Raw genomic sequence first — 18905 nt, forward strand, 5'->3', positions numbered from 1 at the left:
AATTTGGCCTCTTGCTCTGCCTCATTCATGCTTTCAATTAGCGATAAAAGCTTTTAAAATCTGTCTCTGAGGCGCTTAGTAAGTCTATTTTATTCGTCGGTCGCGGTATTTTTATCCTTGGCTAAATTTGAGCAATTTTTACAGCATGCTTTTAAATTTGCACTTTAAAGATACGGGTATTGCCAAAAAACAAAGGGTAAAATTTAATTTATATTTATATTTTAAAAATTAAAAATAAAATTTAAATATAGCTCGCAAATTTGATTAAATTTTTAATTTATGAGCTATATGGTTTTGAATTTTAATCAATTTTATACCTATGATAATTTAGCCTAAAATTAGCGTTTTTAAAAGGCTAAATTTAAAAATAGACCACTGTTTTTCTACTTGATATATAGCTTTATATTTACAATGAAAAAATGTTACGATTTTACACGTTAAATTTATATTTTAAAAAAAGTTTCTGGGATATTATGGGTTTTGCTATCAAAAAGCATATCAGATTTAGTAAATATAAAGTTTTATATTTATTCGTACTTTTAAGCTTTACCCCTAAAATAGGCGAAATAAAGATAATTTTGGTCTTAATTTGAATGCCAAATATTGCTAAAGAACTAATTGTTTTTAATCAACTTAAATTTAGGTTGTAATGGTTAATATCCGCCTGATTTTTAAGAACTATCTTAAAAAATAAACGAGGAGATAAAATGGATCGACGAGATTTTATAAAAAGCGCCGCCGCTTCAGCCGCGTGCGCGAGTGCGGGCATAGCACTGCCTAGTTCTATGGCAGCTGCGCAAAACACAGCTGAAAAGGGCTGGCGCTGGGATAAAGCGGCATGTAGGTTCTGCGGAACGGGCTGCGGCGTAATGATCGCAACCAAAGAGGGCAAAATCGTAGCCGTCAAGGGCGACCCTGAAGCACCAGTAAACCGCGGCCTAAACTGCATCAAAGGCTACTTTAACGCCAAAATCATGTACGGCGCAGACCGCATCACTCAGCCGCTTTTACGCGTAAACGAAAAGGGCGAATTTGACAAAAAGGGCAAATTTAAGCCTATTAGCTGGGAAAAAGCCTTTGATATCATGGCGGAAAAATATAAAGAGACCATGAAGAAAAACGGCGTACACTCAGCATGCGTTTTTGGCTCGGGTCAATACACTATTTTAGAGGGTTATGCAGCCGTCAAACTATGGAAAGCGGGTATTAGAAGCAACTCTATTGACCCGAATGCTCGCCACTGTATGGCGTCCGCGGTCGCCGGATTTATGCAGACTTTCGGTATCGACGAGCCTGCGGGATGCTACGACGATATCGAGCTAACGGACACTATCATAACCTGGGGTGCTAATATGGCGGAGATGCACCCGATACTTTGGGCGCGCGTCAGCGATAAGAAGCTAAGCGATCCTGAGCGCGTAAAAGTTATAAACTTAAGTACATATTCCACTAGAACGTCAAATATTGCTGATACGGAGATTATCTTTGCTCCGTCAAGCGACGTAGCTATCTGGAACTATATCGCTCACGAGATCGTTTATAATCATCCTGAAGCTATCGACTGGGACTACGTAAATAGCCACTGCGTTTTCACTACGGGACCGGTAGATATCGGTTACGGACTTAGAAATAATCCAAATCATCCTAACTACAATGCCGAAAAAGACGTCATCGAGACCGAACTTAAAAAGACTTTAAGCAAAAACGAGGGCACGACTCTTGGATACCTAGGCTACAAAGCCGGCGATGTGATGGAAAATAAAAATACGGCTACTGCGGGTAAACACTGGCAAATAACTTTCGAGGAATTTAAAGAAGCGCTTAAGCCTTATACGCTTGATTTCTGCGCACCTCTAATCAAAGGCGATCCAAACGAGGATTTGGAAGAATTTAAGAAAAAGCTAAAACAACTCGCCGACCTATATATAGAAAAAGGCAGAAAAGTAGTTAGCTTTTGGACGATGGGCTTTAACCAGCATCAGCGCGGCACGTGGGTAAATGAGCAAGCATATATGGTGCATATGCTTCTTGGTAAGCAAGCGAAACCTGGCGACGGAGCGTTCTCTCTAACTGGACAACCAAGCGCATGCGGTACGGCTCGCGAGGTCGGCACGTTTTGTAATCGCTTGCCAGCTGATATGGTCGTGGATAATCCAGAACACCGCGAGATAAGTGAGAAAATTTGGAAACTGCCAAAAGACACGATAAATCCAAAACCGGCAGCTCACTATGTCAAAATGATGCGCGAGATGGAAGATGGAAAGATGAAATGGGCGTGGGTGCAGGTAAATAACCCGTGGCAAAATACCGCAAACGCAAACCACTGGATAAAAGCCGCTCGCGAGATGGATAACTTTATCATCGTCTCAGACCCGTATCCGGGCATCTCGGCTAAGGTTGCCGATCTAATCTTGCCTACTGCGATGATTTACGAAAAATGGGGCGCGTACGGTAATGCCGAGCGCCGAACGCAGCACTGGCGTCAGCAAGTCCTTCCGGTAGGCGAAGCGATGAGCGACACGTGGCAAATGCTGGAATTTGCTAAACGCTTTAAACTAAAAGAGGTTTGGGGCAAACAAAAAGTGGACGATAAGCTAACGCTTCCAAGCGTGCTAGACGAGGCAAAAGCCATGGGTTATAGCGAAGAAGATACGCTATTTGACGTGCTTTTCGCAAACGAAGAGGCTAAGAGCTATCCTGCAAAAGACGCGATAATGGAAGATTTCGATAACTCTGAAGTTTTCGGCGACAGCAGAAAAGTAGTCGGCTCAGACGGCAAGGTATTTGAGGGCTACGGATTTTTCGTTCAAAAATATCTTTGGGAAGACTACCGCAAATTTGGCTCTGGCCATGGACACGATCTAGCCGACTTTGATACTTATCACAAAGTGCGCGGTCTAAGATGGCCTGTAGTAGACGGCAAAGAAACTCAGTGGAGATTTAACTCCAAATACGATCCGTACGCGAAGAAATTTGCCGAAGACGGCAAGCAGTTTGCATTCTACGGTAACAAAAAAGGCAAGCTTCCAAAAGGCGATCTAGCAAAAGTAACTAGCGGCGACGAGAAATTTTCTATCGCTAATAGAGCTAAAATTTTCTTCCGCCCTTATATGGATCCGTGCGAGATGCCTGATACTACGTATCCTTTCTGGCTATGCACGGGCCGCGTCTTGGAGCACTGGCACACCGGCACTATGACTATGCGTGTTCCTGAGCTTTACCGTGCGGTTCCAGAGGCTCTTTGCTATATGAGTGAGCACGACGCGACTAAGCTAAATTTACAGCATAACGACGTAGTTTGGGTCGAATCTCGCCGCGGTAAGGTAAAAGCAAGAATCGATCTGCGCGGACGAAATAAACCGCCGATGGGTCTAGTTTACGTGCCGTTTTTTGATGAAAACGTGTATATCAACAAAGTCTGCCTAGATGCGACTTGCCCGATCTCAAAAGAGACCGACTATAAAAAATGCGCGGTTAAAATTTACAAGGCTTAATAATGCAAAATAGAAGAGAGGCTTTAAAATTTGGGTTAAAGGCGATTAGTTTGGTTCTCGCGGGCGGCTTTGCCTGGAGTACGCAAACGACAGCTAAAGCCCAAACTCTACTCATCAGGCCGCCAGGTGCTTTGAAGGAGAAAAATTTCCTTAGCGAGTGCATACGCTGCGGGCTTTGCGTAGAAGCCTGTCCTTGGGATACGCTTAAGCTCGCGGATCTAGACGACGGATTGCCTTACGGCACTCCGTTTTTTACCCCGCGAAATATCCCTTGCTATATGTGTACGGATATCCCGTGCACGGTCGCCTGTCCGACCGGAGCGCTAGATACGAAGCTAGTGAGCGAGGATAATGGAAAGCTAAATATAAACAAAGCGCAAATGGGTATCGCGGTGCTGGATCCAAATTTCTGCATCGCTTACGAGGGACTTCGCTGTGACGCTTGCTACCGCGCCTGTCCTTTGATAGATAAAGCGTTAAGGCTTGAATATGTCCGCAACGAACGCACACAAAAGCACGCGTTTTTTAAACCGGTCGTGGACGCCGACTACTGCACGGGCTGCGGCATGTGCGAGCAAGTTTGCGTGACGCCAAAGGCCTCTATCTTCGTGCTTCCGCGCGAGATCGGACTGGGCTCTAGCAACGAACAGTACGTAAAAGGCTGGGTTGAGGGCGCGGATAAAAAGCTAAAAGATGCTGAACCAAAAGAGTTTAAAACCGACGAGAAAAAGCTAAACGACTATCTAAATAGCGGAGATTTGCTATGAAATATTTGATTTTAAGAAGGATAAGTCAAATTTTGATCCTAGGGTTATTTTTTGCGAGCAACTACTACGGAATTAAAATTTTACAAGGCAATCTCAGCTCGTCTTTGCTTTTCGGAGTCGTTCCTCTTAGCGATCCGTTTGCCGTTTTGCAGTTATATTTAGCTAGTTTTAGTATCGCTTCGGGTGCGCTTGTGGGAGCTGCTATCGTGTTTGCTTTTTACGCGATCGTCGCTCCGCGCGCCTTTTGCAGCTGGGTTTGCCCGGTAAATATCATCACCGAAACCGCTCGCTGGGTCAGAGTAAAGCTTGGCTACGATAAAGATAAAAAATTCGTAAATTTCACGCGAAGTGCGAGATATTACGTTTTGGGATTTACGCTTTTTATCTCGTTAGTCACTTCGGCTCCGGCGTTTGAGGGCGTTAGCTTTATCGGCATTATTCAGCGCGGCGTCATATACGGCGGTACGCTGTGGCTGTTTGTGGCGTTTGGGGTGTTTGCGATAGACGCGTTTATCGGCGATAGATTAGTCTGCTCAAAGCTTTGCCCGCTGGGCGCTTTTTATGCCATAGCTGGCAAATTTGCCCTTATCAGAGTAAAACACGATGCGGCTAGCTGTACTAACTGCATGAAGTGTAAGCTAATCTGCCCGGAAAACCAAGTGCTTGGCATCATCGGCAAGCAAAGCGGGTTTATAACCTCAAGCGAGTGCATCAGCTGCGGACGCTGTATAGACGTCTGCGATGACGACGCGCTCAAATTTAACATTAGAAATTTACTAAAGGAGAAAAATCAATGAAAGCGAGAATTTTGGCGGGACTGGCGTGTGCCGTCCTCGTATTTTCGGGATACGTCGAAGCTAAAGAAGAACAAAAATCATCTAGCTCCGTACAAACTCAAAAAGTAGAGCAAAAAAATAAATCAAAATCATCCGATAGCAAAGAAGCAAAGGATCTAAATATCTTGCGTTCGGCTAACGACGTTATGGACGAAGAGGAGGTAAAGCTAGCCGATATCAACTGGACGAAACCTGCCGCAGGCGAAGCGCAAAGATATGAGCGCTCTTTTGAAAACGCACCGCCGATGATACCTCATGATTTAGAGGGTTTGGTACCGATAACTGCGGATAATAATATGTGCGTTACATGTCATATGCCCGAAGTCGCAAAAGACGTCGGCGCGACTCCGATCCCTAAATCGCACCTTTATAGCATAAGGAACAAAAAAGACCTTGAGGGCAAGCTTAGCGACGACCGCTTTAACTGCACTACGTGCCACGTACCGCAGGCTAACGTAGAGACTAAGTTTAAAAATAACTTTAAGCCGGAGTACCGCGATGCTAACTCATCTCAGCATTCCAATCTATTAGACGTACTAAACGAAGGCGTTAGGTGAGCGTATCCAGACGCGAACTATTTACTAAATTTTTGGGCGGCAAAACCGCTCAAAAATTTATCGCTCCGCCTTATTTTTGCGGCGAATTTAATTGTGTGGATTGCGAAGCGCCTTGCGTTAGCGCTTGCGACAGAGAGCTTTTGAATTTTGAAAACGAGAGAGTAAATTTTAAATTTAAGTCCTTGGGGTGCAACTTTTGTAAAGAGTGTGCGCTCGCTTGCGAAGAGGCGGGACGAGAGGTTTTAAATTTAAAATTCGCGACTAAAATCGAAGCTAAAATTTTTATCGACGTGCATAGTTGTCTTGCATGGAACGGCACGATTTGCTGTAGTTGCCAGGACGTTTGCAAATTTAGAGCGATCGATTTTTTAGGCGTTTTTCGTCCGAGTATAAATCAAAAATGCGTCGGCTGCGCGCAGTGTATGGAAGTTTGCTTCGCAAATAGTATCAAAATGGAGGCGTTATGAGAAAATTTATTTTATTTTTTACGGCGATTTTTTGCTTAAATTTGACCGTAAATTTGACGGCGGCACCGCTTGAGATATCACAACCTGATAAGGTCATAAAAGCCGGCGCAAACGTGATAAGCTCAAATTTGATAGATGAAATTTTATATCTGGGCACGGACGGTAGCGAGCTTGATATCTACGACATAAAGGCAGATAAATTTTTGGAACCGATCAAATTTCGCACGGTCAAAACGCACTTTAGCGACGAAGAGCCAGCAAAAATTTTTAGCATCGACCGGCTGGGCGACATGCTTTTGGTTTTAACTGAGATGGATTACAACGAGCGCTATTTGTATGTTTTTAAAAAAGAAAACGATAGCTGGAACGAGGTTAGCAATATGCACCTAGCCAACAAATCCGCTAAAAAAGCCTTTTTCATAGATGAAAAAACGGCGGTAGTATCGGACTTTGGCAATGAAATTTACTATATCGACCTAGAGAGTAAGAAAGCGGTCTTTAAACATAAATTTTCCATCGCGCTTTATGTGGATTTTGAGATCAACAAAACCCGCGACAAAATCGCTATCGGAGCCGAAAGCGGCGTAATTTATGTCTATAATCTAAAAACTCGCCAAACCGAGCAGACTCTAAATTTCTTTAAAGACAACATGTATGACATCGACTATAAAAATGACGTCGTAGCCGTTGGTAGCATCGACAAACAAGCGGGTGTTTTTAACGGCTCGATGAGTTATTTTAAGGCCGATTTTATTGTTTATGCGACGGGGCTTAGCGATGACGCCAAAACGCTAGCGTATATGAACGGCGAAGAGAGCGATATCCTGGTCTACGACATCGCAAGCAAAACAAAACTCGCGACCATAAAAACCGGACAGCAAATTTTAAATGAAATTTACCTCTCCGATAACGGTAGGCTAATCAGCGTCGCGTACGAAAAAGAGGTTAAATTTTGGAGCGTAAAATGAATATATCAAGTGCGATAGTATATACCAAAGACGGAAACGAAGCTGCCGAAGTAGCTAAAAGAATCGATCAAGTAAAAGGCTGTGAGGTCATCGCCGCGCAAGATGGCAAGATTGTAGTCGTGATGAGCGCGGAAAATTTAGACGGCGAGATAGAGCTCTTTAAGGCGCTAGAAGGCGTCGAGGGCGTCGCAGGAGCCGCGATGATATACAGCTATCAAGAGGATTTGCAACAAGATATCGAAAGCATCAAAAAAAGCGGCAAGATAAGCGAAATTTTACTTGACGAAAATATCGACGCTAAGGATATCGTATATAACGGCCACGTCGGCGATAGGGTAAAATAATTTTTTACCCGTTAACTTTATCCTAAATTTGACGATATATAATATAGAATAAAATCTAAAGGATAAAAAATGCAAAGCATGAACGGCTTACCCCAAAATCTATACATCCCGCAACCTCGCTACGACGTACAGAACGTCCAAAACTCGGCAAGCGTAGATCAAAACGAAAATATCAAAAGAATGCAAGAAGCCTATGCAAATATCGACGTAAAGCAGCTAACAAATAGCTATTTGTCGCATTTTCAGGCTAGGGCTGATTCAAATGCGAGCTCAAATTTCTTGTCTCAAGTTTCGGCCTTTAACGGCTCTGCAAAATTTAGCGACATTTTCGGCGCTCAAAACAAAAGTATAAATTCTCTAAACGATATCTTGTCCGGCGTCGATTTTAAATCTATCGGCTACGAGGGCAAACCTATAACACAACTAAGCCAAAGCGAAGCCAGCGATCTAGTGAGCGAGAATGGATTTTTCGGTATCACAAATACTGCGGATAGGATTTCAAATTTTATCATTAGCGCCGCAGGAGACGACTTGCAAAAGCTAGAAGCTGGAAAAGAAGGCATGCTAAGGGGCTTTAAAGAGGCTGAGAAAATTTGGGGCAGCGAGTTGCCTGAAATTTCGCAAAAGACGATAGAAAAAGCAACGCAAGCCGTAGATAAAAGAATAGCCGAACTTGGCGGGAATGTCCTTAGTGTTCAGGCTTAAGTTTTTAAATTTAGCCACCGTTTTGCTGGTTTTTAGTGGTTGCGCTTTTTTTGAGCAAAAATCGCCACCAAAAGTCGTCCAAAAACCAGTCGTCCAAAAACCTGCGCCGGTTAAAGGTTCTTTACGCGGCGTGATATCAAGCGTAACCTACGACGGCGGCAAATACTGCTATGATATAAAATCAATCGACGTATCAAACGGCAAGCTACCTAGCGGCAAGTACTGTGCGGATAAATTTTACTTTTCCGGCGGAGATACCGTCTATGCAAGCGTTTCGGGCGGACTCATCACTGAAATGCTGCTCATAAAAAGCGGAACGCACTACGTTACGCATAAAGTAAATAAAACGCCGAAATTTAAAAGTACAAGTCCTGCAAAAAGCCCACAACAGCAAGAAAGTAATAAAAAAATTCTAATCGAAGTTCCAAAAAGTGAAAATATCAGCTTTGATTAGCCGTTGATTTACCGAAATATTTTATAATTCTCACAAGCAATCAAAGTTAGAACTCCTTTTAAGAAGGGGATGTGCGTCCCCTTTTTTATCTTTTTATTTCGCAAAAATCCTTGAAATTAAGCTTTCATATTTAAGCTTTGTTGGTAGTATTCTTATTTTAATAATATTAAGTATCAAAAACAGCCTTATAACAGCTTGATATATTCGTGTTTTATGATTATTTATGTTAAATTTTTGCATTAAGCTTACCACGACCGATTTTGTGCTAGAATTACGCTAATCAACTTTTATAAAGGAGAACTTATGAAACTCGCTAAAATTTCTTTAGCTGCTTTGGTTGCGCTAGGCGCTTTCTCTACTTTAAATGCTACTCCGCTTGAAGAAGCTATTAAAGATGTAGATTTTTCTGGATTTGCAAGATATAGATATACTCACAATAAAGCCCACTGGAATGGTATGCCAGGCGCATTCAACAAAAATAATGCAAATCATAACTTCAGATTTGTAGGTACTTTTAAGGCTGCTCTTGACGACAATTTCTTTGGTGTTTTGGGTCTAAGATACGCAGCAAGTGACGGCTCTGGATTTAATGGCGATACCACCAATACTACAAGCTCATTTGGTGTAAGAGAATTTTATCTTGGCTACAACATAAACAATACTACAATAACAGCTGGTAAGCAATTTGTTAAAACATATTTTGACGATGATTTGGTAGGAACTGGCTTAAGAGTACAAAACACTGATATATCAGGTCTTACTTTGGTTGGTGTTGCTTTTGACGCACTTGAAACCGATAGCATTGACTATGACGGTCGACTACTATCAGGCTTAGCAGGATCAAAAAGCCTTAACTACTATGGCGTGGGTGCAATGGGAAGCTATGATCCTGTAAACTTTAAAGCTTGGTGGGCATATCTTGAGGATACCGCAAATTTATTTGCAGCTGATGCGGCTTTGAAATTTGACCTAGATGCAGTAAAACTAGGCTTACAAGCACAATATGTTCACAATGAGTCGGACGACAATAACTTTGGCGATGCAAATTTCTTTGCAGCTAAAGGTGATGTAGGATTTGCCGGAGTCGGTTTAAATGCTGGTTATATCTACTATAAGGCCAAAGACGATAAAAAATCTTTCGTAACTGTTGAAGATAACGGCAAATTAATCAATCCGGGCAAATTACTTAACTCTGTAATGAACGGTAGCGCTCAATACTACAACAATATCAAAGACAAAAACGACTATTGGTTTGTCGGAGCGTCATATAAATTTAACGAGTTTGGCTTGTATGCTAACTATATAGACGGTAAGGGCTATAGCTATAGATACAATAAGAGAGTTGATAGAGACGAGTGGAACGTCGGCGGTAGCTATGCTTACAGCAAAAAGCTTAATTTCTCTACATTCTATGCAGCGGCTAAAGAAAAAGACGGAGACAGTAAAAATAAACACGATCGTATAAGATTTGAGGCTAAATACAGCTTCTAATCAAAAAAGCTTGTTTTATGCTATAATCCCAAGCAAAATTTCCCTTGCTTGGGATTTTTAAATTTATCAAAAAGGTTTTTCATGAAATTTATGCATTTTTCGCTTTTAGCATGTCTTTTGACTTTTTCTTTAAATGCTGCAGACGAGCCGAGTTATATATTCGAGGCAAAGGGTGAATTTGCAAAAGAGCTAAAAAGTTTGGTAGAAAAATATTCTAAAGACGAAAATATAAGTATAAATGTCTATGAAAAAGCTCCTGAGACTGATAGTGGCGGCAAGTTTTTAAATATCGGCGTAGATAGCAAAAGAAGATATAGTGTAGAAAAAGGTCGCGAACTGTATGCTAAAAATTGCGCTTCTTGTCACGGCGAAGATGGAAACAAAAGAGCTTATGGCACATCCAAAAAGTTAACTGAAGTAAGTGCAGAGGAGATAGAGGCTGCTTTTTCCGGCTATTTAAATGATTCTGATTATGGTGGAAATATGAGAAATCTAATGAAAACAGTTGCCGCCAAAACAAAATATAGCGACCTAGGAGCGATTATTGCCTTTTTAAAGGGTAAGGATGCTTTGCAATACAAAGGAAGCGAACAAGAAAACTCTGATGTCTCCACTACTCCTACACAAGGAAGTTACCTAAAATAACCAAATTTGCCGAGTTGTCTCGCTCGGCATCTTAAAAAATCACTACAAATTTTAATCCTACTAATATATTTTGGTAAACACTCGGTAATATCTCTAAAAAATATAAAAATTTTTAAGCTTGTTAAAGGTTATTTTATGCTAATATTCCAAAATATTTGATTTTATTTGAGGAGAATACAAATGAAGATTGCTAAAATTTCATTGGCAGCTTTGGTTGCACTAGGTGCTTTTTCAACCGTAGCGAGTGCTACACCTCTTGAGGAAGCTATTAAAAACGTAGACCTTTCAGGATATGCTAGATATAGATATAACAACGTAGCAGTCAAAAATGCTAATGGCGTGAAAGATAATACTATTGCACATCATCAGTTTAAGTCAGAATTTTCTTTTAAAGCCGCGCTTGATGATAATTTCTTTGGTGTTTTAACGCTTAGATATAATTCCAACGACAGCTCAGCTTATAATGCGGATGGACGCAGTGATACGACTGATACGACAAGTCCATTTAACGTAAAAGAATTTTATCTTGGATATAACGTAGGTAACACTACAATAACTGCAGGTAAACAAACCATAGGTTCATTCTTTACCGATGATGCTGTAGGTACTGGCGTTAGGGTTGAAAACAGAGATATCACAGGCTTGACTCTAACTGCATTTGCATTTGATGCACTAGAGAATAACGGCGAGAGCGATGGTGCTATTTATAATAACGTTCCTGGTATATTCAATAACAACCTTTATGCGGTAGCAGCTATCGGCTCTTACGATCCAGTAAGCTTCCAGCTATGGTATGCGTCTTTGATTGACTCTGTTAACCTTATCATAGGCGACGTAAACTTTAGCCTTAACATCACTGATGATGTGAATATTGGCGCCCAAGTTCAATATGCACACGCTGATATAGATAATAATGTTGGCGTAAACTACAAAGATACAGATTTTTATGCAACAGAGTTAGGTACTAAAGTTTTTGGTGCTGACGTAGCTGCTGGTTATATCGGATATAAAGTTCATGACAAAGAAAAAGGTTTTGTAAGCCTAGAGGATCAAGGTTCATTTATAGATGTGGGTGAGATAAAATCTGCTCTTGACTATACTGCTCTTGAAGGTAAAGCTAACTTCTGGTTCTTGAAAGCAGGATACACTTTTGCTGATAAATTTAGAGTCGGTGGCGATTATTCTAATGGTAAAGTTAAACTTGCTTCAGGCGATAAAGAGAAATATCAAGAGTATGTAGCAAGACTAACTTATGACTATAGTGCTAAACTTCAGTTCTCAAGCTTCTATGCGTATGAGATTAACAAGCACCAAGATGACTCAAAAGATAAAACTAAACAGCTAAGATTCCAAGCTAAATACACATTCTGATTTTAAATATCTCGGGTTTATCCCGAGATATCTCCTTTCTATAGGTCTTTATGTTATACTTTTCAAAAAATAAGGCACAAATCCTTACTTGACTTTTAAAGTTATCTAAAAAGTATTTGATAAAATTTGCAATTCTAAACACCCAAATAAAACATCCAAATCACTACATTATATGATAAACTAATTTTAGGCTCAACATAAGGAGGATTCTCTCTTGTCATCTTTGGTAAAATAAGATAGAAAGTTTTTGTATTTTTACTGTTATTGAGCCCAAATTCACGCTCTTTTAATGAAGCAAAAACTCTCTTTCTCTTAGACTTCCTGTAGTAACTACGGTGTTGCTACGCTTTAGAGAAGATTCTTTTAAATTTAGACAATCCTAACATAATCCCAAAAATTTTCTCGACCTTTTATGTGGTTTTACTGTTGGCTTCTTGCAAAATAGCAAACTAGTTCATTCTTTGAATATTTTACTCTACAACGAGTCTTTGCTCGCTAGTCAACCTAACCATCATAGGCGTTTCCAACGGTCTCAATAAATTATAGTATCGGTATTAGTCCATTTGTAGAGTAGTTTTTAATTATTTGGGTATAGATCTTGCCGTCATGCTTTCGCATTCCAAATACATGTGTTTTATTTGCTACTACCTTTCTTGCTTTTAAAAATCTCTATCTTGTCGCTAAAATTACTTATTTTAGCTTCACTACGCTCGTTACTCTTTAAGAGCTCGCACTTTTTTGATACTAAAATTCTGATGTTTTTAGTTGTTTTGTTGATTCTTTTTTCTAAGATTTTAGTAAATTCTGCTATTTTAGTATATTCTATACTAAATGAAAAATATTATAAAATTCTCTAAATTTCGTCTCTGAAATTCTGAAACGAACTATATGCTTATTTTTTAACTTCACTTGGCTCGTTACTTTTTAAAAATCTAGTTCTCATTGCAACTCAATACTATTTATGTTTGTATTAAGCTCCGTTGAGCTTAAGTTAATTTTTTGGAGTATTAAGTTTCTGCTTGTTTTGAAAATGTTAAAGACAACTAAGTTGATATTTTGTAGAAATTAAAATTTGAAAGAAAAAGAATAGAAAAGGGGCTTACGCCCCAAAAATTATTAAGCCAAAGTAGCTTTTAGCATCCAAATAGCTTTTTCATATTTTGCGATTTTGTCTTGCGCCATAGCTACGGTTGTGCTGTCTTTTGCCTCCTCGGCCACTTCTTCGAGCTTTTTAAATTCGCCCAACAGGTGTTCATACTCGGCCAAAACGCCTTTTAAAACCTCTGTTGGAGTGTAGCTATCTTTATTGTCAGTTTTTGGATGCGCTAGTTTGTTTAGCTCTTCCATCTTTGTTATAGCTCTACCACCTAGCTGTATAGCACGCTCAGCGACGTCATCGAATATCTCTGCCATATCCTCATAAGCTTTCTCGGTGTACTCGTGTACGCTAAAGAACTGAATACCTTTTACATACCAGTGGTAGTCGTGAAATTTAACGAATAACGCATGAGCGTCGGCCTGGATTTGATTTAATTGAGTAACAACTTTTGACATTTTGTCTCCTTTGATTTGATTTATGGTGAAATTATAGCATATAAAACTTAAAGAAAAATAATTTGCAAATAATAAAAATTATTGTTTGTGAAGACTTTTTGAGAATTTAGAATATATTACTTTGTCAAGTGTTGATAAAGATTGCTACGGGGTATAAAATTTTTTTGGATCGACTAGTGGCACGTTCTTTAGTGGGTTTTTAAATTTCACTAAATATGCCAAAAATACCCAAAAAGAAAGTTTTGGTAAAGTTTAGAAATTTATGTTGCAAATTATAGGATGATATATGGTGGAAGCTGTTAAATTCGTCTATAAACGCGTTTGCCAAATAATATTTATGATCAAACCAGCGGTATCAAAAAGTAAAATCTAGCAAATTTGCCGATAAATTTTACTGGTACGATTTTAGTAAAGGCTAAAGATTGCGCAATGTCGCACCAAATTTACGCCTCAAGTTATCAACGCTACTAAAATGAAAAAAGTCGCGTCACAAAGAAGTAGCTTGTTGTATATTTGCCAACATTCGACAAATGCGCATTAAATTTCCGCCTTAAATATACCAAAAACAAAGCCACGACAAATTTAAACTCAAATTTACCGACGATACCGCAAATTTGAGCCGTCAACTCAAAAAATTACTAGACTAACGGGGCTTTGTTTGTATACATCTTCGCAAAGCAAAATCAGCGTAAATTTACGCTGCAGCCTTTACTTGCCCGCCGTTAGCATCGTCTTTAGTATGCGTTTGCCGACCTCGACGCCCGGCTGATCGTAGGTGTTTATGCCTAGCATTATGCCTGTAGCGGACGTGAGAAGTTCGAAATAATAAATCAAAAATCCCGCGCTCGCCTCGTCTAGTCGCTCAAGCTCGATAACGTCTACACTGATGCCTTCTTGCACGAGCGCATGCATGGTGGCGCCACACTGGGCGTTGATTAGTTCGCCTAAATTTAGCCCGTTTACGAAATCACAGCCCTCAAGGCCGTTTAGGCTAATGCTCGGTATCGCAGTGTTTACGTCTGCGGCGGTTACCTTGATGAAGCTTACCGTTTTGTCCTTCACACCGTCCATGATGAGCTGCAAAAAGCTGTGTTGATCACGCGAGCCGATGAGTCCGACGGGCGTGAGGCCGTAGCGCTTGTAGCCCTTTTTCTTGCCCAGACTCTCCGCCCACAGCTGCACGTACCAGTCGTTAAACTCCAAAAATCTATCGCCGTAGCTAAATATCACGTTGATTTTGGCGTTTTTGTGCGTCGCGTAGTGATAGGCTTTTTGCAGTAGCGTATCGTCGCCGTCTTCTAAAAAGCGCCTTTTGCACGCCCTGGCGCCCTCGAGCAATGCCGCTGCATCGTATCCGCATAGCATCAGCGGTACGAGCCCGATCGCGCTAAGCACGCTAAATCTGCCGCCGACGTTTTTGGGGATATTAAAAAATTTGACGCCGTTTTGCTTGGCGTAGGCTTCTAGCGGTGAGGCTGGATCGGTGATGACGATGAAATTTGCGCTCAAATTTGAGGGCTTAAAGCGCTCCAAGATGCATTTAAATAGCGTGATCGTCTCGATCGTGGTGCCTGATTTTGACGAGATGATAAAAAGCGTTTCGTCAAATTTGATGCTCTCGCAAACGCTCTCAAAGCTAAAGGCGTCCACGTTATCAAGAAAATAGAGCTCTCGCTCGCGGCTCCTTTTAGCGCCTGATAGCATCGTTTTTAGCGCCTTGACGCCCAGGCTGCTGCCGCCGATGCCTACCAGTACGACGCTTTTTATGTGCGCGAGCGTCGCCTCATACTCGGCTATTTCGCTTAGTAAATTTGCGCCGATTTCCGGTAGGTGATAGTAGCCGATCTCGCCGCCTTTTAGCTCGTCGTTCATGCGCTTGGCGTAGGAGCTGATCGCGCTTAGCGGCGTTTTTTCAAAAAATAGCTCATTTTTTAGCATTTTTGCCTAGCTCGTAGAAGAAATTAGTCGCCTGCACGAAGCCCTCGACGCTGCCGCAGTCAAAGCGCTTACCCTTAAATTTATACGCTAGCACCATGCCGTCTTTGGCTTGTTCTTTTAGCGCGTCGGTGATTTGCACTTCGCCGTTTTTGCCGGGCTTGGTGCGCTCTAGGATCGTGAAGATGTCAGGCGTGAGGATATAGCGACCGATGACAGCGAGGTTGCTCGGAGCTTCTTTAGGGTCTGGTTTTTCGACCATGTCGCTAACCATGAGCAGATCGTCCTCGATCGCGCGGCCCGTGACGATGCCGTAGTTTTTGCTCTGTTCGATCGGCACTTCCATCACTGCGACGATGCTGCAGCGGTACTTCTCGTAGATTTTTACCATTTGAGATAGCACGCCTTCGCCCTCTTCGTTGATACATAGGTCATCAGCTAACACCACGCCAAAGGGCTCGTCGCGTACGAGGACTTTGCCCGTGTGGATAGCGTTACCTAGGCCTCTCATGCTCTCTTGGCGCGTGAATGAAAACGTGCAGCGCGCCATTAGCTCTCTGATCTCGGTTAGCAGGTGCTCTTTGTTTGTGCCTGAGATCTGATGCTCTAGCTCGTAGCTGATATCAAAATAATCCTCCAGTGCGCGTTTGCCGCGGCCTGTGATGAAGGCCATGTTTTTCATGCCGGCCTCCAGCGCTTCGTCCACGCCGTAGTGAATGAGCGGCTTGGTCAGGATCGGCAACATCTCTTTTGGTAGCGATTTAGTCGCAGGCAAAAATCTCGTGCCGTAGCCCGCAGCCGGAAATAAACAAGTCTGTATCATAATCTTCCTTTTGATTTTTTAGGAGATTATAGCGAGTTTTGGCTAATTTGGAGTATTAAGGCAGAAATTTGCAGCTTGTCTTGATAGCTTTTTTTACTCGCCGAGACCCGCACCTTGAAAGCGGTAAATTTAATTAAATTAAATTTGATCTTTCTTGTTAAGGGGAGGGTTTAAATCACGCTCTATTTTGAAGTTGCTGGGCAAAACTGAAGCAAAAGAGCTCCATTGCCCCTTAACAAATTCCCCAGGCCCTACGACGTGAGAGGTTGCTGAACTACGTGCAGATTTATTTGGCGCTATCGCGCCGTAAATTTTGAAATTAGCGACATCTCAAATTTAGCACTTTCAAGATACGGGTCTGGGTGAGTAAAATTTAAAATAAAGATAAAAATAGGACGCAAATTTACAAATTTAAAATGCGCCAAATTTAACTAGCAAATTTGACCGCCAAGCGGTGGCAAATTTATATCCCTTTAAACGCTGCTTTTGCGTTTTCTAGGTCGTTTGCGTCGGGGTGGGTTGCAGCTCTTGCCCATCTGGCTTCGCGCTCAGGAGTTACGGCATAGCGCGGGTCGTTAGGAGCAGCTTCGCCCATTTTGCGTAGCTGCTCGATGACTTTTGGATCGATCGCGCCTTGACAGTAAAACTCGCGTAAAATTTCATTTTCGCCCTCGCGTAGCACGACTTTTGCCTTTTCTAGGCAGTTCATCGCGTGCTCGTGCTCGGGATCCATGCCTAGCGTCATAAATACACCCACTTTTTTGCCCTTTATCTCGCGCAAAAAGTGTTTAAATTTAGGCTCTGCGTCGCCCTTATCGACGTAAAATCCAAGCGCGATAAAGTCGTAGTCGTCCAAATTTAGGTGCAGATCCTCGCTAAATTTGACCGCTTCGCAGCCAAGCTCGTTTGCGATAGCAAGACCGACTTTCTTGGTATTTCCAGTCGCGCTCGTGTAGATAACTATTTTTTTCATTCAAAGTCCTTTTGTGAGATATTTGCTACTTCGGTGCCGATCGACATACCCCAAAATATGCCGCCCATCGTGTAGTTTAAAAAGCCGTTTTCTATGTGCATATAGCCTTTGCTTTCGCATTTTTTGAAAAACTCCATTAGCGCACTAAAGGTCTCATCGCTAACTAGGCTTTTTACCTGCGCGAGGTTGATTTTTGGGTACATAAAGAGGTTTTTTAGCCGCGCTTCGGCACGCTGTTTGTCGTCTACTTTATTTATCATACGCATTTTTTCTTTTGCGTTATAGATGTCGTAGTAGCCTAGCTTTCCGCCAGAGCCTCTTCCAAGGGGCAGGATATCGGCGCCCTCGTGGCTTAGGCGTATGTACTGATAGCGGTCGCGGCCGATGCGGTTAAATTTAGTATGCTCTAGCACCTCGTAGTTGCCCGTACCTAGCAGCTTTTCTACAAACGCATTATGCAGCTCGCGCTCGTAATTTACGTCGTAATAATCCTGCGACACGGTCTTTGCGAGCTGCGATTTTTCAAAAAGCTGAAGCGAATAAAAGCTCGTGCTATCGATGTTTAGCTCATCGACTAGGCGCGCATCCTCTAGCACCTCGTCTATCGTTTGCTCGGGGTAGTTAAATATAATATCCGTGCAAACCATGCCGCTAAAATTTTGCTTGATCATTTTTAGGTGCTCTATCGCGCCTTTTTTGTCGTGGACGCGGTTTAGCAGCTTGCGGCCTTTGTCCGAAAAGGTCTGCACGCCGATGCTAAAGCGGTTTACGCCTAGGCTTTCTAACAGGCGCACTTTGCTTAAATTTAGATTGTGTAGCGTGGTTTCTAGGCTAAATTCGCAGTCGTCCGAGATATTAAAATTTGAGCGCAGAGCCGTGATGATCGGTTCTAGGTGTTTTTCTTTTAGTATCGTAGGAGTTCCGCCGCCAAAATAGACGCTGCGGATATTTTTAGCTTGTAGATACGGGAATTTACCGTATTTCCTGGTCTCGCCCAGTAGATACTGCGTGTAGCTATCTAGCTCGTCTTCTAGCTTCGTGCGGTTCATTGAGCAAAACGAGCAGATATTGTCACAAAAAGGCACGTGGATATAGATCACGCCGTCCTTTTGCGCGGGCAGCTCCTCGGTTAAAAATTTCTCCACCTCGGCGTTAGTCGCCATCTTTATTTTTTTGGGACGCGTAGGTCCGGCGTGCCCTTTTTGCCTGGTTTCAAACATTTCGCGCCGCCGCTAATTTTCCATACTATTTACTATATTTATGACTTCGTCACGTAGGCTCTCGACCGTTAGCTCGGCCTTTTTCTCAAACGGCACGAAGACTTCGCCCTCGTCGCAGGCGATGTGCATGCCGTCCTCGGTGATATCGGTCATTTTGACGTTTTGCGGGTTCGTAAAGCCGCCAAATTTTGCGCACATATCCTCTGTAAGGCCGATGAAGTTATCGTTCATCATTCCTAGCGCCATCTCTTTGGCTTCTCTTGCTTCCTCGCTTAGCTGCATTATGTCTCCTTGTTTAAAA

At 42.0% G+C, this 18905-nt stretch carries 18 protein-coding genes; 12 read left to right on the top strand and 6 right to left on the bottom strand.

Annotated features, from left to right (window positions below; genetic code table 11):
- Positions 1–707: 707 nt before the first annotated feature.
- From napA to CSUNSWCD_RS01805, 12 genes are all read left to right on the top strand, one after another.
- The gene (gene napA, locus CSUNSWCD_RS01750) at positions 708–3494 is read left to right on the top strand and encodes a nitrate reductase catalytic subunit NapA (RefSeq protein ID WP_009492924.1); all 2787 of its coding nucleotides are present in this window, start codon (positions 708–710) and stop codon (positions 3492–3494) included.
- Positions 3495–3496: 2 nt separating this feature from the next.
- Positions 3497–4261 carry a ferredoxin-type protein NapG gene (gene napG / locus CSUNSWCD_RS01755; protein ID WP_009492925.1) on the top strand — a complete coding sequence of 255 codons (765 nt, stop codon included), beginning with the start codon at positions 3497–3499 and terminating at the stop codon, positions 4259–4261.
- Positions 4258–5058, top strand: a complete 801-nt coding sequence (gene napH, locus CSUNSWCD_RS01760; protein WP_009492926.1) for a quinol dehydrogenase ferredoxin subunit NapH — start codon at positions 4258–4260, stop codon at positions 5056–5058. The genes napG and napH overlap by 4 nt, the downstream gene beginning before the upstream one ends.
- Positions 5055–5654, top strand: coding sequence for a nitrate reductase cytochrome c-type subunit (locus tag CSUNSWCD_RS01765; RefSeq protein ID WP_009492927.1), 600 nt, complete (start codon positions 5055–5057; stop codon positions 5652–5654). Before napH ends, CSUNSWCD_RS01765 begins: the two co-directional genes overlap by 4 nt.
- Positions 5651–6121 (top strand): 4Fe-4S dicluster domain-containing protein, encoded by a 471-nt coding sequence (locus CSUNSWCD_RS01770; RefSeq protein ID WP_009492928.1) that lies wholly within the window; start codon positions 5651–5653, stop codon positions 6119–6121. The genes CSUNSWCD_RS01765 and CSUNSWCD_RS01770 overlap by 4 nt, the downstream gene beginning before the upstream one ends.
- Positions 6118–7089 carry a WD40 repeat domain-containing protein gene (locus CSUNSWCD_RS01775; RefSeq protein WP_009492929.1) on the top strand — a complete coding sequence of 324 codons (972 nt, stop codon included), beginning with the start codon at positions 6118–6120 and terminating at the stop codon, positions 7087–7089. The genes CSUNSWCD_RS01770 and CSUNSWCD_RS01775 overlap by 4 nt, the downstream gene beginning before the upstream one ends.
- Positions 7086–7433, top strand: coding sequence for a chaperone NapD (locus CSUNSWCD_RS01780; protein WP_009492930.1), 348 nt, complete (start codon positions 7086–7088; stop codon positions 7431–7433). Before CSUNSWCD_RS01775 ends, CSUNSWCD_RS01780 begins: the two co-directional genes overlap by 4 nt.
- A 69-nt stretch (positions 7434–7502) precedes the next feature.
- The gene (locus tag CSUNSWCD_RS01785) at positions 7503–8138 is read left to right on the top strand and encodes a hypothetical protein (protein WP_009492931.1); all 636 of its coding nucleotides are present in this window, start codon (positions 7503–7505) and stop codon (positions 8136–8138) included.
- The gene (locus tag CSUNSWCD_RS01790) at positions 8116–8592 is read left to right on the top strand and encodes a hypothetical protein (RefSeq protein WP_241091490.1); all 477 of its coding nucleotides are present in this window, start codon (positions 8116–8118) and stop codon (positions 8590–8592) included. Before CSUNSWCD_RS01785 ends, CSUNSWCD_RS01790 begins: the two co-directional genes overlap by 23 nt.
- Positions 8593–8895: 303 nt before the next feature.
- On the top strand, positions 8896–10083 hold the full coding sequence (locus CSUNSWCD_RS01795) for a porin (protein WP_009492933.1): 1188 nt from the start codon (positions 8896–8898) through the stop codon (positions 10081–10083).
- An 81-nt stretch (positions 10084–10164) separates the two neighbouring features.
- Positions 10165–10728, top strand: a complete 564-nt coding sequence (locus CSUNSWCD_RS01800; RefSeq protein ID WP_034964071.1) for a c-type cytochrome — start codon at positions 10165–10167, stop codon at positions 10726–10728.
- A gap of 180 nt (positions 10729–10908) precedes the next feature.
- A complete protein-coding gene (locus tag CSUNSWCD_RS01805) occupies positions 10909–12099 on the top strand; it encodes a major outer membrane protein (protein WP_009492935.1) in 1191 nt (396 codons plus the stop codon).
- A gap of 1116 nt (positions 12100–13215) precedes the next feature.
- On the opposite strand, the gene CSUNSWCD_RS01810 is transcribed toward CSUNSWCD_RS01805, so the two are convergent.
- From CSUNSWCD_RS01810 to CSUNSWCD_RS01835, 6 genes are all read right to left on the bottom strand, one after another.
- A complete protein-coding gene (locus CSUNSWCD_RS01810; protein ID WP_009492936.1) occupies positions 13216–13653 on the bottom strand; it encodes a Dps family protein in 438 nt (145 codons plus the stop codon).
- Positions 13654–14361: 708 nt separating this feature from the next.
- The gene (locus CSUNSWCD_RS01815; protein ID WP_009492939.1) at positions 14362–15591 is read right to left on the bottom strand and encodes a glucose-6-phosphate isomerase; all 1230 of its coding nucleotides are present in this window, start codon (positions 15589–15591) and stop codon (positions 14362–14364) included.
- Positions 15578–16411 carry a UTP--glucose-1-phosphate uridylyltransferase GalU gene (gene galU, locus CSUNSWCD_RS01820; protein ID WP_009492940.1) on the bottom strand — a complete coding sequence of 278 codons (834 nt, stop codon included), beginning with the start codon at positions 16409–16411 and terminating at the stop codon, positions 15578–15580. The genes CSUNSWCD_RS01815 and galU overlap by 14 nt, the downstream gene beginning before the upstream one ends.
- A gap of 463 nt (positions 16412–16874) precedes the next feature.
- Positions 16875–17384 carry a flavodoxin family protein gene (locus CSUNSWCD_RS01825; RefSeq protein ID WP_009492942.1) on the bottom strand — a complete coding sequence of 170 codons (510 nt, stop codon included), beginning with the start codon at positions 17382–17384 and terminating at the stop codon, positions 16875–16877.
- Positions 17381–18604, bottom strand: a complete 1224-nt coding sequence (locus tag CSUNSWCD_RS01830) for a radical SAM protein (RefSeq protein ID WP_009492943.1) — start codon at positions 18602–18604, stop codon at positions 17381–17383. The genes CSUNSWCD_RS01825 and CSUNSWCD_RS01830 overlap by 4 nt, the downstream gene beginning before the upstream one ends.
- A 12-nt stretch (positions 18605–18616) precedes the next feature.
- Complete coding sequence (locus CSUNSWCD_RS01835) at positions 18617–18886, bottom strand: DUF2470 domain-containing protein (protein ID WP_009492944.1); 270 nt, start codon at positions 18884–18886, stop codon at positions 18617–18619.
- Positions 18887–18905 lie beyond the last annotated feature (19 nt).

Origin of the sequence: Campylobacter showae CSUNSWCD, assembly GCF_000313615.1 — a bacterium.
Classification (GTDB): domain Bacteria; phylum Campylobacterota; class Campylobacteria; order Campylobacterales; family Campylobacteraceae; genus Campylobacter_A; species Campylobacter_A showae_A.

Bases quoted from the DNA above. Each gene is read 5' to 3' on its own strand.
- napA (WP_009492924.1), top strand. From the start codon at position 708: ATGGATCGACGAGATTTTATAAAAAGCGCCGCCGCTTCAGCCGCGTGC.
- napG (WP_009492925.1), top strand. From the start codon at position 3,497: ATGCAAAATAGAAGAGAGGCTTTAAAATTTGGGTTAAAGGCGATTAGT.
- napH (WP_009492926.1), top strand. From the start codon at position 4,258: ATGAAATATTTGATTTTAAGAAGGATAAGTCAAATTTTGATCCTAGGG.
- CSUNSWCD_RS01765 (WP_009492927.1), top strand. From the start codon at position 5,055: ATGAAAGCGAGAATTTTGGCGGGACTGGCGTGTGCCGTCCTCGTATTT.
- CSUNSWCD_RS01775 (WP_009492929.1), top strand. From the start codon at position 6,118: ATGAGAAAATTTATTTTATTTTTTACGGCGATTTTTTGCTTAAATTTG.
- CSUNSWCD_RS01780 (WP_009492930.1), top strand. From the start codon at position 7,086: ATGAATATATCAAGTGCGATAGTATATACCAAAGACGGAAACGAAGCT.
- CSUNSWCD_RS01785 (WP_009492931.1), top strand. From the start codon at position 7,503: ATGCAAAGCATGAACGGCTTACCCCAAAATCTATACATCCCGCAACCT.
- CSUNSWCD_RS01790 (WP_241091490.1), top strand. From the start codon at position 8,116: ATGTCCTTAGTGTTCAGGCTTAAGTTTTTAAATTTAGCCACCGTTTTG.
- CSUNSWCD_RS01795 (WP_009492933.1), top strand. From the start codon at position 8,896: ATGAAACTCGCTAAAATTTCTTTAGCTGCTTTGGTTGCGCTAGGCGCT.
- CSUNSWCD_RS01800 (WP_034964071.1), top strand. From the start codon at position 10,165: ATGAAATTTATGCATTTTTCGCTTTTAGCATGTCTTTTGACTTTTTCT.
- CSUNSWCD_RS01805 (WP_009492935.1), top strand. From the start codon at position 10,909: ATGAAGATTGCTAAAATTTCATTGGCAGCTTTGGTTGCACTAGGTGCT.
- CSUNSWCD_RS01810 (WP_009492936.1), bottom strand. From the start codon at position 13,653: ATGTCAAAAGTTGTTACTCAATTAAATCAAATCCAGGCCGACGCTCAT.
- CSUNSWCD_RS01815 (WP_009492939.1), bottom strand. From the start codon at position 15,591: ATGCTAAAAAATGAGCTATTTTTTGAAAAAACGCCGCTAAGCGCGATC.
- galU (WP_009492940.1), bottom strand. From the start codon at position 16,411: ATGATACAGACTTGTTTATTTCCGGCTGCGGGCTACGGCACGAGATTT.
- CSUNSWCD_RS01825 (WP_009492942.1), bottom strand. From the start codon at position 17,384: ATGAAAAAAATAGTTATCTACACGAGCGCGACTGGAAATACCAAGAAA.
- CSUNSWCD_RS01830 (WP_009492943.1), bottom strand. From the start codon at position 18,604: ATGTTTGAAACCAGGCAAAAAGGGCACGCCGGACCTACGCGTCCCAAA.
- CSUNSWCD_RS01835 (WP_009492944.1), bottom strand. From the start codon at position 18,886: ATGCAGCTAAGCGAGGAAGCAAGAGAAGCCAAAGAGATGGCGCTAGGA.